This window comes from Flavobacterium ammoniigenes, assembly GCF_020886055.1.
Lineage (GTDB): Bacteria > Bacteroidota > Bacteroidia > Flavobacteriales > Flavobacteriaceae > Flavobacterium > Flavobacterium ammoniigenes.
Window position 1 is genome coordinate 2032880 of the sequence record NZ_AP025184.1, and the last position, 16395, is coordinate 2049274.

Annotated in this window: 16 protein-coding genes; 15 read left to right on the forward strand and 1 reads right to left on the reverse strand. The window is 37.1% G+C overall.

Annotation, left to right across the window (positions count from 1 at the left end; translation table 11 throughout):
* Positions 1–137: 137 nt before the first annotated feature.
* The 12 genes from clpB to LPC21_RS09305 all read left to right on the forward strand — a co-directional run bounded on the left by clpB (position 138) and on the right by LPC21_RS09305 (position 14133).
* On the forward strand, positions 138–2741 hold the full coding sequence (clpB, locus tag LPC21_RS09250) for an ATP-dependent chaperone ClpB (RefSeq protein ID WP_229316877.1): 2604 nt from the start codon (positions 138–140) through the stop codon (positions 2739–2741).
* Between the two features lie 257 nt (positions 2742–2998).
* The gene (locus tag LPC21_RS09255) at positions 2999–4399 is read left to right on the forward strand and encodes an anthranilate synthase component I family protein (RefSeq protein ID WP_229318579.1); all 1401 of its coding nucleotides are present in this window, start codon (positions 2999–3001) and stop codon (positions 4397–4399) included.
* A 10-nt stretch (positions 4400–4409) separates the two neighbouring features.
* Positions 4410–4976: an anthranilate synthase component II gene (locus LPC21_RS09260; protein ID WP_229316878.1), complete on the forward strand. Its 567-nt coding sequence runs from the start codon at positions 4410–4412 to the stop codon at positions 4974–4976.
* Between the two features lie 9 nt (positions 4977–4985).
* On the forward strand, positions 4986–5978 hold the full coding sequence (gene trpD / locus LPC21_RS09265; RefSeq protein ID WP_229316879.1) for an anthranilate phosphoribosyltransferase: 993 nt from the start codon (positions 4986–4988) through the stop codon (positions 5976–5978).
* Between the two features lie 7 nt (positions 5979–5985).
* On the forward strand, positions 5986–6768 hold the full coding sequence (gene trpC / locus LPC21_RS09270; RefSeq protein WP_229316880.1) for an indole-3-glycerol phosphate synthase TrpC: 783 nt from the start codon (positions 5986–5988) through the stop codon (positions 6766–6768).
* A 2-nt stretch (positions 6769–6770) separates the two neighbouring features.
* Positions 6771–7394, forward strand: coding sequence for a phosphoribosylanthranilate isomerase (locus LPC21_RS09275; RefSeq protein WP_229316881.1), 624 nt, complete (start codon positions 6771–6773; stop codon positions 7392–7394).
* Between the two features lie 10 nt (positions 7395–7404).
* The gene (trpB, locus tag LPC21_RS09280) at positions 7405–8586 is read left to right on the forward strand and encodes a tryptophan synthase subunit beta (RefSeq protein WP_229316882.1); all 1182 of its coding nucleotides are present in this window, start codon (positions 7405–7407) and stop codon (positions 8584–8586) included.
* Position 8587: 1 nt separating this feature from the next.
* Positions 8588–9349 carry a tryptophan synthase subunit alpha gene (trpA, locus tag LPC21_RS09285; RefSeq protein WP_229316883.1) on the forward strand — a complete coding sequence of 254 codons (762 nt, stop codon included), beginning with the start codon at positions 8588–8590 and terminating at the stop codon, positions 9347–9349.
* A gap of 168 nt (positions 9350–9517) precedes the next feature.
* The gene (locus LPC21_RS09290) at positions 9518–10147 is read left to right on the forward strand and encodes a TetR/AcrR family transcriptional regulator (RefSeq protein WP_229316884.1); all 630 of its coding nucleotides are present in this window, start codon (positions 9518–9520) and stop codon (positions 10145–10147) included.
* On the forward strand, positions 10134–11462 hold the full coding sequence (locus LPC21_RS09295; RefSeq protein WP_229316885.1) for a TolC family protein: 1329 nt from the start codon (positions 10134–10136) through the stop codon (positions 11460–11462). The genes LPC21_RS09290 and LPC21_RS09295 overlap by 14 nt, the downstream gene beginning before the upstream one ends.
* Positions 11463–11474: 12 nt before the next feature.
* Positions 11475–12554, forward strand: a complete 1080-nt coding sequence (locus LPC21_RS09300; protein ID WP_229316886.1) for an HlyD family secretion protein — start codon at positions 11475–11477, stop codon at positions 12552–12554.
* Positions 12532–14133 (forward strand): DHA2 family efflux MFS transporter permease subunit, encoded by a 1602-nt coding sequence (locus tag LPC21_RS09305; RefSeq protein WP_420828056.1) that lies wholly within the window; start codon positions 12532–12534, stop codon positions 14131–14133. Before LPC21_RS09300 ends, LPC21_RS09305 begins: the two co-directional genes overlap by 23 nt.
* Positions 14134–14164: 31 nt before the next feature.
* On the opposite strand, the gene yaaA is transcribed toward LPC21_RS09305, so the two are convergent.
* Positions 14165–14923, reverse strand: coding sequence for a peroxide stress protein YaaA (gene yaaA, locus LPC21_RS09310; RefSeq protein ID WP_229316887.1), 759 nt, complete (start codon positions 14921–14923; stop codon positions 14165–14167).
* 123 nt (positions 14924–15046) lie between these two features.
* On the opposite strand from yaaA, the gene LPC21_RS09315 reads away from it, so the two are divergent.
* The 3 genes from LPC21_RS09315 to LPC21_RS09325 all read left to right on the forward strand — a co-directional run bounded on the left by LPC21_RS09315 (position 15047) and on the right by LPC21_RS09325 (position 16381).
* Positions 15047–15421, forward strand: coding sequence for an iron chaperone (locus LPC21_RS09315; RefSeq protein WP_229316888.1), 375 nt, complete (start codon positions 15047–15049; stop codon positions 15419–15421).
* Positions 15422–15672: 251 nt separating this feature from the next.
* Complete coding sequence (locus tag LPC21_RS09320) at positions 15673–16053, forward strand: DUF6864 domain-containing function (protein WP_229316894.1); 381 nt, start codon at positions 15673–15675, stop codon at positions 16051–16053.
* Positions 16046–16381: a hypothetical protein gene (locus tag LPC21_RS09325; RefSeq protein WP_229316895.1), complete on the forward strand. Its 336-nt coding sequence runs from the start codon at positions 16046–16048 to the stop codon at positions 16379–16381. The genes LPC21_RS09320 and LPC21_RS09325 overlap by 8 nt, the downstream gene beginning before the upstream one ends.
* Positions 16382–16395: the final 14 nt, after the last annotated feature.

The following is a 16395-nucleotide window of genomic DNA, read 5'->3' on the forward strand; positions in this document are numbered from 1 at the left end:
TTTTTAAGTCATTTTGTCGGCTGTAATCCCTTGATATACGTCAAATTGACGTAAATTTAAGAGTGGAATAACAATTGACGATTTTGATGCGAAGTTAGTTATTTAACCCTAAATAATAATTTAAAAAAAAGACAAAAATGAACATCAATAAATTTACTACCAAATCGCAAGAGGCCATCCAACTTTCGCAACAAATTGCGCAAGGATTAGGGCAACAACAAATCGAAAATGAACACCTATTCAAAGCACTTTTAGAAGTCGATGAAAATGTGACTCCTTTTTTATTAAAAAAATTGAATGTGAATGTGTCGCTTTTCAAACAAATCTTGGAAAGTACCATTCAAAGTTTCCCAAAAGTGTCGGGTGGCGATATTATGTTATCAAGAACAGCTAACTCCACTTTGAACGAAGCCGAAATTTTAGCCGGAAAAATGAACGACGAATTCGTTTCGGTAGAACATTTGGTACTCGCTATTTTTGGTTCCAAAAGTAAAATCGCTCAAAGCTTAAAAGACCAAGGCGTAACCGAAAAAGGACTAAAAGCCGCCATTGACGAAATGAGAAAGGGCGAAAGAGTAACCTCTGCCTCTGCCGAGGAAACCTACAATGCTTTAAATAAATACGCCAAAAACCTGAACGATTTGGCTCGAAGTGGCAAGCTCGATCCTGTTATTGGTCGTGATGAAGAAATTCGTCGTGTGCTTCAAATTTTAACCCGTAGAACCAAAAACAATCCAATGCTAGTGGGCGAACCAGGCGTGGGTAAAACTGCCATTGCCGAAGGTTTAGCGCACCGAATTGTAGATGGCGATGTACCGGATAACTTGAAAGACAAAATCGTCTTCTCTCTCGATATGGGCGCCTTGATTGCGGGTGCTAAATACAAAGGCGAATTTGAAGAACGTTTGAAATCAGTGGTGAAAGAAGTGACTGCTGCCGAAGGGGATATTGTCCTTTTCATTGACGAAATTCACACTTTAGTGGGAGCTGGCGGTGGCGAAGGGGCTATGGATGCAGCAAATATTTTGAAACCCGCTTTGGCACGTGGCGAATTGCGCGCGATTGGGGCAACGACTTTGGACGAATACCAAAAATATTTTGAAAAAGATAAAGCGTTAGAAAGACGTTTCCAAAAAGTAATTGTAGAAGAACCAGATACCGAAAGTGCGATTTCGATCTTACGTGGAATCAAAGAAAAATACGAAACGCACCATAAAGTGCAAATCAAAGATGAGGCAATCATTGCAGCGGTCGAATTATCGCAACGCTATATTACCAACCGTTTTTTACCAGACAAAGCGATTGATTTAATGGACGAAGCGGCTTCTAAATTGCGTATGGAAATCAATTCAAAACCCGAAGAATTAGATGTTTTGGATCGAAAAATCATGCAATTAGAAATCGAAATTGAAGCTATCAAACGCGAAAAAGACGAAAGTAAGCTGAAAGTTTTGGGCATGGATTTGGCCAATTTAAAAGAAGACCGCAACGAGATTTATGCCAAATGGAAATCTGAAAAAGATGTGGTAGACAATATTCAAGCGGTAAAAACCGAAATTGAAGATTTCAAATACGAAGCCGAACGTGCCGAACGTGATGGCGACTACGGAAAAGTAGCCGAAATTCGTTACGGAAAAATCAAAGAGGCCCAAGAACGCTTGGATGTATTGGTGAAACAATTGCAAGAAAATCAATCGGGAACTTCCTTAATAAAAGAAGTCGTTACCCGCGAAGATATTGCCGAAGTCGTAGCCAAATGGACTGGAATTCCGGTGATGAAAATGCTGCAAGGCGAAAGAGAAAAACTCTTGCATTTGGAAGCCGAATTACATAAACGTGTGGTGGGTCAAGAAGAAGCCATTGAAGCGGTAAGTGATGCGGTGCGAAGAAGTCGCGCTGGTTTACAAGACATGAAAAAACCTGTGGGTACTTTTCTTTTCTTGGGAACAACGGGGGTGGGAAAAACCGAATTGGCAAAAGCACTTGCGGAATATTTATTTGACGATGAAAATGCCATGACCCGAATTGACATGAGCGAATACCAAGAACGCCACTCGGTAAGTCGTTTGGTAGGAGCGCCTCCAGGATATGTAGGCTATGACGAAGGCGGACAGTTAACCGAAGCTGTGCGCAGAAAACCCTACTCTGTGATCTTGTTGGACGAAATTGAAAAAGCGCATCCAGATACGTTTAACATCTTGTTACAAGTCTTGGACGAAGGACGTTTGACCGATAACAAAGGACGTCTCGCCGACTTCAAAAACACGATTATCATCATGACGTCGAATATGGGTAGCCAAATCATTCAAGACACTTTTGACAACTTGAAAGGAAGTGTCGAAGGAGCTACAGAATCTGCTAAAGTGGAAGTCTTGGGTTTATTGAAACAAACGGTGCGACCTGAATTCATCAATCGTATTGACGAAATTGTAATGTTTACGCCTTTGACTCCAGCTAATATTGCACAAATCGTAGGCTTACAATTGAAATCGGTAACCAAAATGTTAGCGCAACAAGGTATTACCATGGATGCGACTCCAGAAGCGATTGACTATTTGTCGCAAAAAGGCTATGATCCACAATTCGGAGCTAGACCCGTGAAGCGTGTGATTCAAAGAGAAGTATTGAACCAATTGTCTAAAGAAATTTTGGCAGGAGCCATCAAAACTGAAAGTATTATTCTTTTGGATGCTTTTGATGGACAATTGGTCTTTAGAAATCAAGCCGAATTGGTTTCTTAATTTAACAAAAAAGCGAAAAAAAATAATTTTTTTTCGCTTTTTTATATTGGGTTAATGGAATAACCTTTATATATTTGTCAACACATAAAAAGATTATGATAACGAATACAAACAATACTTGGTGGTGGAACAATTTACGTCAGTCGTCGTGAACAAAGCTCCTATAGTATAACTATCAATATAAAAGGCTTGTCATGACGACAAGCCTTTTTTCATATCTTTTTTATGCTTTTGATAACAATATAAAAATGAATAGTTTGAAATCATTTATTTTAAATACCCATTACAAACAAATCCTAGCCGACACGATTACGCCGGTGAGTGTTTATTTGAAAATTCGCGATAAATTCCCGAATAGCTTACTATTAGAAAGTAGTGACTACCACGGAAACGATAATAGTTTTTCGTACATCTGTTGCAATCCGATTGCTTCCATTAAAATAGAAAACGAAACTATTTTTAAAAGCTATCCTGACGGAAGTACAGAAAAAATCGCTATCGATGCTACAACTGATATTCCAGAGGTAATTCAGCAATTCTCAGGACAATTTGAATCGGAAAAGAATGATTTCAAATTCATTAACAATGGCTTATTTGGTTACATTTCGTATGATGCCGTTCGCTATTTTGAAAAAGTAAGTATCGCCAAAAAAGAAAATAGCAATACCATTCCTGATGTGTATTATGCGGTTTACCAAAACATCATTGCCATCAATCATTTCAAAAATGAAGCCTATATTTTCTGCCATAGTTTGGATGGGAAAAATAACATTTCAGAAATCGAACAATTATTGCAATCCAGAAATATAGCTTCCTATTCTTTCACCAAAGACGGTGAAGGTTTTTCTAATTTAACCGACGAAGAGTTCAAGCACAATGTGGCTTTGACCAAAAAACATTGCTACCGTGGCGATGTGTTCCAATTGGTTTTATCACGACGTTTCACCCAAGGATTTAAAGGAGACGAATTCAACGTATACCGTGCGTTGCGCAGCATTAACCCATCGCCTTATCTATTCTTCTTTGATTATGGTGATTTCAAAATATTCGGTTCTTCACCCGAAGCTCAAATTATTGTAAAAGACCGTAAAGCCGAAATTCACCCCATCGCAGGAACCTTCAAAAGAACAGGCGATGATGAAAAAGATGCGGTATTGGCCAAACAATTATCTGAAGATAAAAAAGAAAATAGCGAACATGTGATGTTGGTGGATTTGGCTCGAAATGATTTAAGCCGCAACGGTCACGATGTGCAGGTTGAAAAATATAGAGAAGTACAATTCTTTTCGCATGTAATTCATTTAGTATCCAAAGTAACGGGACATTTGCACGACAAAGCCTCTACGATGCAAGTAGTAGCCGATACTTTTCCAGCAGGAACCTTAAGTGGTGCACCCAAACATCGTGCTATGCAATTGATTGAAGACTATGAAAAAACCAATCGTAACTTTTATGGAGGTGCCATCGGATTTATGGATTTCAAAGGCAATTTCAATCATGCGATTATGATTCGTACTTTCTTGAGTAAAAACCACCAATTACATTGTCAAGCCGGTGCTGGAATCGTAGCCGATTCGGATGAAGAAAGCGAAATGCAAGAAGTGTACAACAAATTACGAGCCTTGAATACGGCTTTGGATTTGGCAGAAACAATTTAAAATGAACACAATGAAAAAGATATTAGTCATAGACAATTACGATAGCTTCACCTACAATCTAGTTCACTATTTAGAAGACTTAGATTGCGAGGTAACAGTGTATAGAAATGATGAATTTGAAATGGAAGAAATTGCTCGTTTTGACAAAATTTTATTGTCGCCAGGTCCTGGAATTCCTGATGAAGCGGGTTTTTTGAAACAAGTCATTCAGCAGTACGGACCGACCAAAAGTATTTTTGGCGTATGCCTAGGACAACAAGCGATTGGTGAAGTCTATGGCGGAACACTTTCCAATTTAGACAAAGTCTATCATGGTGTAGCGACAAATGTCACTAAAGCGGTGAACGACGAATTGCTTTTTGAAGGCTTAGACAACGAATTTGAAGTAGGACGTTACCATTCTTGGGTAGTCGATACTAACCTACCCGATTGTTTGGAAGCTACTTCATTTGACGCCAACGGACAAGTGATGTCGCTCCGCCATAAAACCTATGATGTTAGAGGAGTACAATTTCACCCAGAAAGTGTCTTGACTCCTAACGGAAAGAAAATGTTAGAAAATTGGGTGAAAGCTTAAAATAAGAAAATGAAAAACATACTCAACAGACTGATCAATCATGAACTGCTTTCGAAAGAAGAAGCAAAAAATGTCTTGGTAAACATCTCCAACGGAGCCTACAACCCAAGCCAAATTGCCTCTTTCCTAACGGTCTATATGATGCGTAGCATTAGCATCGAAGAATTAGCCGGTTTTCGTGAAGCTTTATTGGATTTGTGTATCCGTGTCGATTTATCAGCTTATAATACAATCGATTTGTGCGGAACAGGTGGTGATGGAAAAGACACCTTCAATATTTCGACTTTGGCGTCTTTTGTAGCTGCTGGAGCCGGAATCAAGGTGGCAAAACATGGGAATTATGGTGTTTCGTCTATTTCAGGATCGAGTAATGTGATGGAAAAAATGGGAATCAAATTCAGTAATGATGCTGGTTTCTTAGAAAAATGTATGGAGAAAGCAGGAATCTGTATTTTGCATGCACCGCTCTTCCACCCAGCTATGAAAAATGTAGGTCCTATTCGAAAAGAATTAGGGGTGAAAACTTTCTTCAATATGCTGGGACCTATGGTAAATCCCGCTTTCCCTCAGAATCAGTTGGTAGGTGTTTTTAATTTAGAATTGGCTCGAATGTATGCGTATTTGTACCAAAACACCGATAGAAATTTTACCATTTTGCATTCACTTGACGGCTATGACGAAGTATCCTTAACTTGCCCAACCAAATGCATTACGAATACCAAAGAATTAATGCTGAATCCGGATGATTTTGGGGTGCGTTTATTGTCTCAAACCGAAATTGAAGGAGGTAAAACCATTGAAGCATCAGCCCAATTGTTTACGGATATTATTTCAGGAAAAGGAACTGAAGCACAAAACAATGTGGTTTGTGCCAATGCAGCAATGGCGATTGCAACGGTAACCCAATGCAGTCCTTTAGAAGGGTTTGAATTAGCCAAAGAGAGTTTGTTCTCTGGAAAAGGATTGCAAGCCTTAAAAACGTTACAAGAATTAAGTAAATAATTATCGAATGAACATACTCGACAAAATAATATTCGACAAACGAAGAGAGGTAGTGCTCAAAAAATCGATTATTCCAGTTTCCCAATTGGAAGCATCGGTATTCTTTGAAAAACAAACTATTTCGTTGAGCCATAATTTACGCAACAGTAATTCTGGAATTATTGCCGAACACAAACGACGTTCCCCTTCAAAAGCTGAAATCAATTACGGTTTTACCGTAGAAGAAGTAGTCAAAGGTTATGAAACGGCTGGTGCTTGTGGTATTTCAGTTTTAACAGATGGCAAATATTTTGGTGGATCATTAGACGATTTGTTGTTAGCTAGAGCTACAGTCAACATTCCGCTATTACGAAAAGAATTCATAGTAGACGAATACCAAATCTTGGAAGCCAAAGCCCACGGAGCTGATTTAATTCTGCTAATTGCTGCGGTGTTGAGCCGGGAAGAAATCAAGAGTTTGTCTGAATTTGCACATCGTTTAGGATTGGAAGTCCTTCTGGAAGTGCACAATCAAGAAGAATTAGAGAAATCGATTATGCCAAGTTTGGACATGATTGGAGTCAACAACCGAAATCTGAAAACCTTTGAAGTGAGTTTGGATTTCAGTAAAGAATTGGCAGCCCAAATTCCGAACGACTTTGTAAAGGTGTCCGAAAGTGGAATCTCTTCTATTGAAGCGATAACCGAATTAAAACCGTATGGCTATCAAGGGTTTTTAATTGGTGAAAACTTTATGAAAACCGACAATGCAGGTCAAGCGGCTAAAGAATTTATAGCTCAATTAAAGTAAGTATGAAACTCAAGATCTGCGGCATGAAATACCCCGACAATATTCTCGAAGTAGGAACGCTCCTACCCGATTATATGGGCTTTATATTCTGGGAAAAGTCGGCACGCTATTTTGATGGAACCCTACCTACTTTGCCCCAAAGCATTAAAAAAATTGGAGTTTTTGTCAATGCTAATAAAGAAGAAATTGAAGCACAGGTATTGAAACACGATTTGCAAGCGGTTCAATTGCACGGACAGGAATCAGTAGCTTTTTGCCATGAGTTAAAAAATACTTTGGCTAATACGACTGAAATTATCAAGGTGTTTTCGGTGGATGACACATTTGATTTTAACCAATTAGAGCCTTTCGAAACGGTTTGTGATTATTTCCTTTTTGACACCAAAGGAAAACTACCTGGAGGCAATGGAACCACTTTCGATTGGAAAGTACTGGAACAATATCCATCGCAAAAACCATTTTTTTTAAGTGGCGGCATTGGATTGGATGAAATCGATTTGGTCAAACAAATACTAAAAACCGATTTACCCATTATTGCTATTGATGTAAATAGTAAATTTGAAATCGAAGCCGGATTAAAAAACAAAGAAGAATTAGATCGTTTTAAACAAAAAATAAACTTTTAATAAGTACAACATGAGTTACAACGTCAATGAAAAAGGGTATTACGGAGAATTTGGAGGAGCTTACATTCCTGAAATGTTATACCCCAATGTAGAAGAATTACGTCAAAATTATTTAAAAATAACGGCTGAACCTGAGTTTCAAGCTGAGTTTGACGATTTGTTAAAAGAATATGTGGGACGCCCTACTCCACTTTATTTTGCAAAACGTTTATCAGAAAAATACAATACCAAAGTCTACCTCAAAAGAGAAGATTTGTGCCATACAGGAGCGCATAAAGTAAACAATACCATTGGGCAAATTTTATTAGCCAAACGTTTAGGGAAAAAGCGAATTATTGCCGAAACGGGAGCTGGTCAACACGGTGTAGCTACCGCAACTGTTTGTGCTTTAATGGGATTGGAATGTATTGTGTACATGGGTGAAATTGATATCAAACGACAAGCACCCAATGTAGCTCGTATGAAGATGTTAGGAGCCGAAGTACGACCGGCCATGTCGGGTTCACGTACCTTAAAAGATGCTACAAACGAAGCGATTCGCGATTGGATTAACAATCCGGTTGATACCTATTACATTATTGGCTCTGTAGTGGGACCACATCCTTATCCGGACATGGTAGCGCGATTCCAATCGGTAATTTCGAAAGAAATCAAAAGCCAATTATTGGAAAAAGAAGGAAAAGAAAATCCAGATTATGTGATTGCATGTGTCGGTGGAGGTAGTAATGCTGCAGGAGCCTATTACCACTTTTTGGATGAAAAAGACGTTACTATCATTGCTGTAGAAGCAGCAGGATTAGGAGTACATTCCGGTGAAAGTGCCGCTACCTCCGCTTTAGGAAAAGTAGGTGTTATTCATGGGAGTAAAACCTTATTGATGCAAACCCCAGACGGTCAAATAACAGAACCCTACTCTATTTCAGCAGGACTGGATTATCCTGGTGTAGGACCAATGCACGCCAATTTATATGCAACCGGTAGAGCACAATTCATCTCAATTACCGATGAACAAGCGATGCATTGGGGATTGGAATTATCTAAATTAGAAGGTATCATTCCGGCAATCGAAACGGCGCATGCCTTTGCGGTTTTGGACGAAATGAAATTCAAACCAAATGATGTGGTCGTAATTAATTTATCGGGACGTGGCGACAAAGATTTGAATACTTATATTGATTATTTTAAATTATAACATGAACAGAATCAATCAAAAATTACAAGAGAATAAAAAAATACTATCCATATATTTTTCTGCGGGTTATCCAAGCCTAAATGATACCGTACAAATCATTCAAGATTTGGAAAAAAGTGGAGTTGATATGATCGAAATTGGGTTGCCTTTTAGCGATCCATTGGCAGATGGACCAACGATTCAAGCGAGTTCCACCCAGGCTTTACATAATGGAATGACAACTCAAGTATTGTTTGACCAATTGAAAGACATTCGAAAAACGGTTTCCATCCCATTAGTGATTATGGGGTATTTTAACCCAATGTTGCAGTATGGTGTGGAAGAATTCTGTAAGAAATGTGCTGAAATAGGCATTGACGGTTTAATCATCCCAGACCTACCTGTGGATGTCTATGCAGACCAATACAAAGCCACTTTCGAGAAGTACGGACTGATCAACATATTCTTAATCACTCCACAAACGGCAGAAGAACGTATCCGTTTTATTGACAGCGTATCGGACGGATTTATTTATATGGTGAGTTCAGCAAGTGTGACGGGTTCGCTAACAGGTTTTGGAAACACACAAGAAAATTATTTCAAGCGAATAGCCGGCATGAATTTGAATAACCCGCAAATCATTGGATTTGGAATCAACAATGCTGAAACCTTTAAACAGGCAACACAATTTGCCAAAGGTGCCATTATTGGAAGTGCATTCATTAATCATCTTACACAGAATGGGACAGGAAAAATCGAAGAATTTGTAAATGGGATTCGATAGTCCGAAACAAAATTGTCATCTATGCCTCTACATCTGTTAGAGGCATTTTTTATTTAATTCGTTTCGATTTTAATTCTTTTAATTTTTGTTAAAAAAATGTTAAATTACATTTAAACAACTGTTTAATTAAACGGTTGTTTAATTTTGTTTTCGATAAATAAAACTGCATTGAAAAGTAATTTCACTGACAAACAGATCCATATTTTAGAAGCCGCAGAAAACTTATTTGCCGATAAGGGTTTTGAAGGCACTTCCATTCGGGATATTTCAAAAGTAGCGAAGATCAATATTGCCATGATTTCGTATTATTTTGGTTCGAAAGAACGTTTATTGGAATCTTTGCTTTTTTACAGAACTTCAGATCTAAAAAATCAATTGGATCATTTAATTGTAGAAGAATTAGCACCTATTGACAAAATCAATAAACTGATTGCCTTATACATCAATCGAATTAATAAAAACAAAGGTATTTATCGCATTATCCATTTTGAATTCAATTCGGAAAAAAGAGCCAAGAGTTTAGCTGCATTTGCAGAGTTAAAAAAAGGCAATCTTAAAACACTGGAAACCATCATTGCAGAAGGACAGAAAAAAGGAGTATTTAGAAAAGACATCATTGTTCCCCTTCTCACCCCAACAATTTTAGGAACCTTCTTTCATTTTCAAATGAACAAGCCCTTTTTTGAAGAAGTGCTTCAGTTAAAAACGAAAGAATCTTTTGAAAACTATATTACAAACGAATTAACAAATCACATTCAACAAACCATAAAAGCATTACTGATACATGAAGAAAATTAATCGATTCTTGCTCGTTGGACTATCCATTTTTGGGATAAACACCATAGCTGCTCAAGGAAAAAGAAGTCTGACACTAGAAGAGTCAGTTCATTTGGCTTGGGACAATAGTAACGAAGTAGGATTGGCAAATGCCAAGGTGCTCTCAAAGAAATACGAATTACAGTCGGCTAAGAACAATCAGTATCCTGAATTTAAAATTTCGGGACAATACCAACGATTGGCTAATGCGGCTATCGATTTAAAGTCAACACAAAATTCCAATTCTGGTACTTTGCCAATCGTTGACCAATTAATCATTGGACAAGCCAATGCAACTTTACCCATTTTTGCAGGATTTAAAGTGCAAAATAACATTCAGTTACACGACAATTTATACCAAGCTGAGGCAGCCAATACTTTGCATACTAAAGAAGAGGTGGCGATTCAAGTGATAAATTTGTATGCTCGTTTATTCAAAGCGCAAAAAACTATAGCACTTTTGAAAGAAAACCAAAAAAGAGCAGAACAACGTGCCTATGATTTTGGCGAATTAGAAAAAAATGAAATCATTGCTCGAAATGATTTATTGAAAGCACAATTGCAAGTCTCTAAAATCAAGTTATCGATTGTAGAAGAAATGAATCATGAAAATACCATCAACTTTCAATTAATCACTTTATTAAAACTCCCTGCGGGTACCCAATTAGAAATTCGGGAAAGTGATTTTGCTAATTTCAAAATGGACAATATCCCAACCAATGAAGAACCTGCATTAGCTAACCGAAAAGATTTGCAAGCCATTCAATTACAAGGAAAAGCAAGCAAAGTGAATGTCCAATTAGCCAAAGGGAATTATTACCCAACTATCAATTTTATTGGTGGTTATGTCATGTTAGATCTTAAAAATGTGGTAACGGTACAAAATGCAATGAACTTTGGTATGGGAATATCTTATGATTTGAGTTCTATTTTTAAAAATGATGCTGCAGTAAAATTAGCTGAAAGTAAACTGACTGAAATTAAAAATTCAGAAGCTATGCTAACGGATTATATCAAAATTGAAGTTCAAAAAGCAATAGAGGATTACCATTTGGCTATCCAACAAAATGAAGTTTATGCGGAATCCGTTGCGCAATCATCTGAAAATTACCGAATCATCAAAGACAAATACGATAACGGCTTAGCCAATACCAATGATTTATTAGAAGCCGACGTAGAACAACTAAGCGCCAATATTAATAAAACATTAGCCAAAGCCAATATCATTCAAAAATACTACGCCTTACTGAATGCAACAGGGCAATTAACTGCTACTTTCACTATTTCAAAACTATAATCAACCCCAGACATGGAAAAGAAAAATACCAATAAAAAGTTCATCACTATATTTTTAACACTAATCATTGTGGGTGGTTCTTATGGAACCTACAAATACCTACATGCACAATCCCACGAGCTAACCGATGATGCTCAGATTGAGAAAAAAATGAATCCGATTATCCCAAGAGTTTCAGGATATGTGGATAAAGTGTATGTAAAAGACAACGATTATGTAAAAAAAGGAGATACCTTATTTACAATTGATCAAAGAGACTTTAAAATTAAAATCGAAGAAGCCAAAGCTACTCTTGTTGCTGCCGAAAGTAGTTTTGAAGTATCAAAAGCCGATATTAGTGGTGCATTGGCTAGTATAGCCGTTTCTAATGCAAACGTACAATCAGCTGGAGGAAATATTGAAGCTGCAAAAATACGTTTAGGTCGCTTAACTAGTGATTATAACAGATACAACAATTTGTACAAAAATCATTCAATTACCAAACAACAGTACGAACAAGCTTTGGCTGCTAAACAAGAAGCAGAAACACAAGTACGCATTTTGCAACAACAAGAAAAAGCGAGTAGTTTCCAAAAATCAGTGATTGAAGCCAAATCAAAAGTATCTAACAAACAAACTGATGTTGCTGCTGCGAATATCAAAAGAGCCCAAGCGCAACTTGAAGCGGCTCAATTGAACTTAACGTATACAGTAATTACTGCGGCTATTGACGGACAAGTATCTAAAGTAGATATTCAACCAGGCCAATTGGTACAAGCAGGACAATCCTTGTTCCAAATTATCAATAATGCCTCGGCATGGGTGATTGCTAATTTCAAAGAAACGCAATTGAACAAAATGGTCGAAGGACAAAAAGTAACCATTAAAGTAGACGCTTATCCAGATTATGATTTCCAAGGAACCATAGCTTCTTTTTCTCCAGCAACTGGTTCCCGTTTTTCATTACTTCCTCCAGATAATGCTACTGGAAATTTTGTTAAAACTATTCAACGTTTGCCTGTCAAAATTAGTTTAGACACCACCAACGATCCAAAAAAAATACAATTATTACGTCCGGGTATGAACGCGGATGTTGACGTACATTTACAATAAAATGGTGCAAGCTGACGATTTAGTAGAATACGGCTATCGACGTGTAGTTATTACGATTACAGCAGTACTTTGTGCCTTGCTTGAAATTGTAGACACTACAATTGTCAATGTGGCGCTGACTAATATGCGTGGAAGTCTCGGAGCCACCCTAAACGATGTGGCTTGGGTAATTACGGCTTACGCTATCGCCAATGTAATTGTCATACCCATGACGAGTTGGCTATCGCAACAATTCGGCAGACGGAATTATTTTGTAGTTTCTATTGTTCTTTTTACAACTGCTTCCTTTTTATGTGGGAATGCAGGTACGATTTGGGAACTAATTATCTACCGATTTATTCAAGGTCTTGGAGGTGGTGCATTATTGGTAACCGCTCAAACTATCATTACCGAAAGTTATCCTGCAGCTAAACGTGGAATGGCACAAGCCATATACGGAATGGGGGTTATTGTTGGACCTACCTTGGGTCCGCCCTTGGGAGGTTATATCGTGGATAATTTTTCTTGGCCATATATTTTTTACATCAACATTCCAATTGGTATTGTAGCCGCAATTTTAGCTTTCTCATTTGTTAGAAGTCCTAAATACGGCGAAAAACTAAAAGCACACCAGGTCGATTGGTTGGGAATATTTCTTTTAACCGCATTTATTGGTTCGCTACAATATGTTTTGGAACACGGTCAACAAGACGACTGGTTTAATGATTCTACTATTTTAGTTTTAAGTATTGTATCCGTTTTTGGATTACTCTTTTTTGTATGGAGAGAACTCACCTACAAACACCCAATTGTCAACCTAAGTGTGTTAAAAGATGGTAATTTACGAATCGGAATCGTGATGTGTTTTATTCTTGGTTTTGGTTTGTACGGATCAACTTTAATCATTCCCATTTACACTCAAGCCATTTTGGGCTGGACCGCCACCGATGCCGGTTTATTATTAATTCCAGGTTCGATCACCACTGCATTCATGATGCCAATAATTGGTAAAATGATTCAGAAAGGCATTCCTCAGGGGTATATGGTTGGAGTAGGATTCTTAATATTCTTCTTCTTTACCTTCATGATGTACAACCGAATGACACCCGATACTGGAACAGAACATTTGTTTTGGCCTTTAATTTTAAGAGGAATTGGATTGGGATTGCTTTTTGTGCCAATCACTACCCTATCGCTATCTACTTTAAAAGGAAGAAGTATCGGTGAGGGAGCTGCTTTTACAGGAATGATGCGTCAGCTGGGAGGCTCTTTTGGGATTGCAATTATTACTACTTTCATTTCTAGATTCAGTCAAGAACACCGAGTAAATTTATTAGCACATTTAGACCCAACCAAAACGAATGTTCAACAACGTATTGCTTTACTTCAAAAGGGATTTATGTCCAAAGGGTATAGCAGTAATGAAGCCTTGAAAAAAGCGTATCAAATACTTGATTATTCGGTAATGAAACAAGCTACGGTTATGGCCTATATGGATGTGTTTATGTACCTCGGAATTCTTTTCCTTTGTTGTATTCCGATTATTTTTTTAATAAAAAAAGGGAAAAACAAAATCGATCCAGCCGAAGCAATGCACTAAATAAAACTCGGAAAGCATTTGGAGAATAGAATTACCTCGTAAAAACCAGATGGTTTCCTTTAGATAAATTGGCGTCAAATTGATAGCCTTCGTAGTTGAAGCCTTTTAGGTCTTCGATAGTTTCAGCATTGGTATCTATTATGTACCGTACCATCATGCCTCTCGCCTTTTTCGCAAAGAAACTAATCATCTTTAATTTGCCGTCTTTGTAGTCTTTAAAGTCGGGGGTAATAACAGGTACTTTTAGTGCTTTGGTATCAATAACGGAAAAATATTCATTGCTTGCCAAGTTGACAAACAACTCTCCTTTTTTGAGTTCTTTATTCAAACTAGCCGTTACCGTTTTTTTCCAAAAATCATACAAATTCTTGCTTTCGCCAATGGGCAATTTGGTCCCCATTTCCAAACGGTAGGCTTGCATCAAATCTAAAGGTTTCAAAACGCCGTACAAACCTGACAAAATGCGCAAACGTTCTTGTAATAAGTCTAACTTTTCTAAAGGAATGGAATAGGCATCCAAACCGTTATATACTTCTCCGTCGAAAGCATAGACTGCAGGACGTGAATTAGTAGGATTGAAAGGCGTTTTCCATGCCTTATTGCGTTGCCAATTCAAGTCGGCCAATTTATCCGAAATCGACATCAAATCAGTTAATTCGGTAGGCGATTTTTGTTTCAAAACCGCATGTACTTTTTTAGACTCTTTCAACAAACTCGGTTGCGTGAATTGCGTTGTAGGCAATTCTTTTTCGAAGTTCAACGACTTGGCTGGGGAAATGACTATTTTCATGGTAAACGACGATTAATCTGCTGATTGAATTGAATCCAAAAGTACAAATTGAAAACCCGAAAATCAAACTTTGTTTTCGTGAGAGGTAAAACTTTTATTATTTTTGAAACAAATTGAATGACAATGGCAGCAACTAAACCCAACGACACCGAAGGCGTAAACCAATACATAGCCAACTTACCCATAGAGCAACAAATTGCTTTAGAGCGTGTACGCCAAATCATAAAAAATACTGTTCCCGAAGCAGTAGAATTCATCAGCTATAAAATGCCCGCCTACCATTGTCACGGAATGATTGGTGGTTTTGCCGCTTTTAAAAATCACTGCAGTTTCTTTCCTTGGAATGCCCAAACCATAATCGATTTTGCAACCGAACTCAAAGACTTCAAAACCTCAGCGGGTACTATTCAATTCACACCCGAAAAACCACTTCCCAAAGAATTGCTTCAAAAAATACTGCGCTATCGTGTAGCGGGTAATTTGGAAAAGAAGAAATAATGATTTGATTTTCAAAACAATAATTTTTTTTGATAAAATTGATTGATAAATTAAAATTATCGATTTATGTATTAAAATAATTAGTACATTTGAAACACCCTGTAACTACCATTTGACCCCAAATCGAATCTCCCTTACAGTTATAAAATATAAAATGTCTCTTTATTGCTACAATCCTACATTCACGTTGGTATAGCAATAAACTTGCATGAACAATTCTATTTTCAAAAAGTAATATTAAAAAAATAATAATGGCTGTAAAAATTTCATTTGGACAAACGATTAAAGTCTTTGAAACTGGGACACTTGTACAATTTAATCATGAAAACATTATATTGGAGTTAAAAGGAATATTAGACCAAACAAAACTAAATTTTGAATTTAGATTCCAAACAAGTAATGAAAATCAAGATCCACAAATAAATCTAGAAAATGGTGGTACAAATCGATTGATTTTCAATCTAATCAACTTTGACAACAAAATCAATCATGGGAATATGGAACCCGTAAAGCTTGGAAAATTAGATAATAAAGAATTATTTCTTTCGTTCAGAGTGACTTCTGGAAAAGATACATTCCCAAGAACATTTGTTTATACTTTTTACTTAGGAGAGGAGGTTAAAAATGGCTAGCGGAATAGATTATGCAAATTTACCACAGGATAAAAAACTAGCTACTCAAGCCCTTGATATAGAAAAAAATGACAAAGAACTTGAACGCAAACTTGGTAGTTTAGGAAAACTTTTTGGATACGGAAACAACGTTGTGCTTTATATTATTGCTCTTATTACAATCTTTTTGGTATTGATTGCAGCTATTTACTCGTTCATTCCATTAAATGAAAATAAAATGACTCCGATAGATTTATGGAAAATATTATCTCCATTTATAACAGCTGGATTTGGATTCATTGCAGGTAAAAATGGAAAAATTGATTCAAATATTCATAAACAGATTTAATGAGCTAGAATGAA

What these genes read in the sequence shown, in the direction of transcription:
- yaaA (WP_229316887.1), bottom strand. Translation starts at nt 14,923, where the DNA reads ATGAAAATAGTCATTTCCCCAGCCAAGTCGTTGAACTTCGAAAAAGAA.
- LPC21_RS09275 (WP_229316881.1), top strand. Translation starts at nt 6,771, where the DNA reads ATGAAACTCAAGATCTGCGGCATGAAATACCCCGACAATATTCTCGAA.
- trpA (WP_229316883.1), top strand. Translation starts at nt 8,588, where the DNA reads ATGAACAGAATCAATCAAAAATTACAAGAGAATAAAAAAATACTATCC.
- trpB (WP_229316882.1), top strand. Translation starts at nt 7,405, where the DNA reads ATGAGTTACAACGTCAATGAAAAAGGGTATTACGGAGAATTTGGAGGA.
- clpB (WP_229316877.1), top strand. Translation starts at nt 138, where the DNA reads ATGAACATCAATAAATTTACTACCAAATCGCAAGAGGCCATCCAACTT.
- LPC21_RS09320 (WP_229316894.1), top strand. Translation starts at nt 15,673, where the DNA reads ATGGCTGTAAAAATTTCATTTGGACAAACGATTAAAGTCTTTGAAACT.
- trpC (WP_229316880.1), top strand. Translation starts at nt 5,986, where the DNA reads ATGAACATACTCGACAAAATAATATTCGACAAACGAAGAGAGGTAGTG.
- LPC21_RS09300 (WP_229316886.1), top strand. Translation starts at nt 11,475, where the DNA reads ATGGAAAAGAAAAATACCAATAAAAAGTTCATCACTATATTTTTAACA.
- LPC21_RS09295 (WP_229316885.1), top strand. Translation starts at nt 10,134, where the DNA reads ATGAAGAAAATTAATCGATTCTTGCTCGTTGGACTATCCATTTTTGGG.
- trpD (WP_229316879.1), top strand. Translation starts at nt 4,986, where the DNA reads ATGAAAAACATACTCAACAGACTGATCAATCATGAACTGCTTTCGAAA.
- LPC21_RS09315 (WP_229316888.1), top strand. Translation starts at nt 15,047, where the DNA reads ATGGCAGCAACTAAACCCAACGACACCGAAGGCGTAAACCAATACATA.
- LPC21_RS09325 (WP_229316895.1), top strand. Translation starts at nt 16,046, where the DNA reads ATGGCTAGCGGAATAGATTATGCAAATTTACCACAGGATAAAAAACTA.
- LPC21_RS09305 (WP_420828056.1), top strand. Translation starts at nt 12,532, where the DNA reads ATGTTGACGTACATTTACAATAAAATGGTGCAAGCTGACGATTTAGTA.
- LPC21_RS09260 (WP_229316878.1), top strand. Translation starts at nt 4,410, where the DNA reads ATGAAAAAGATATTAGTCATAGACAATTACGATAGCTTCACCTACAAT.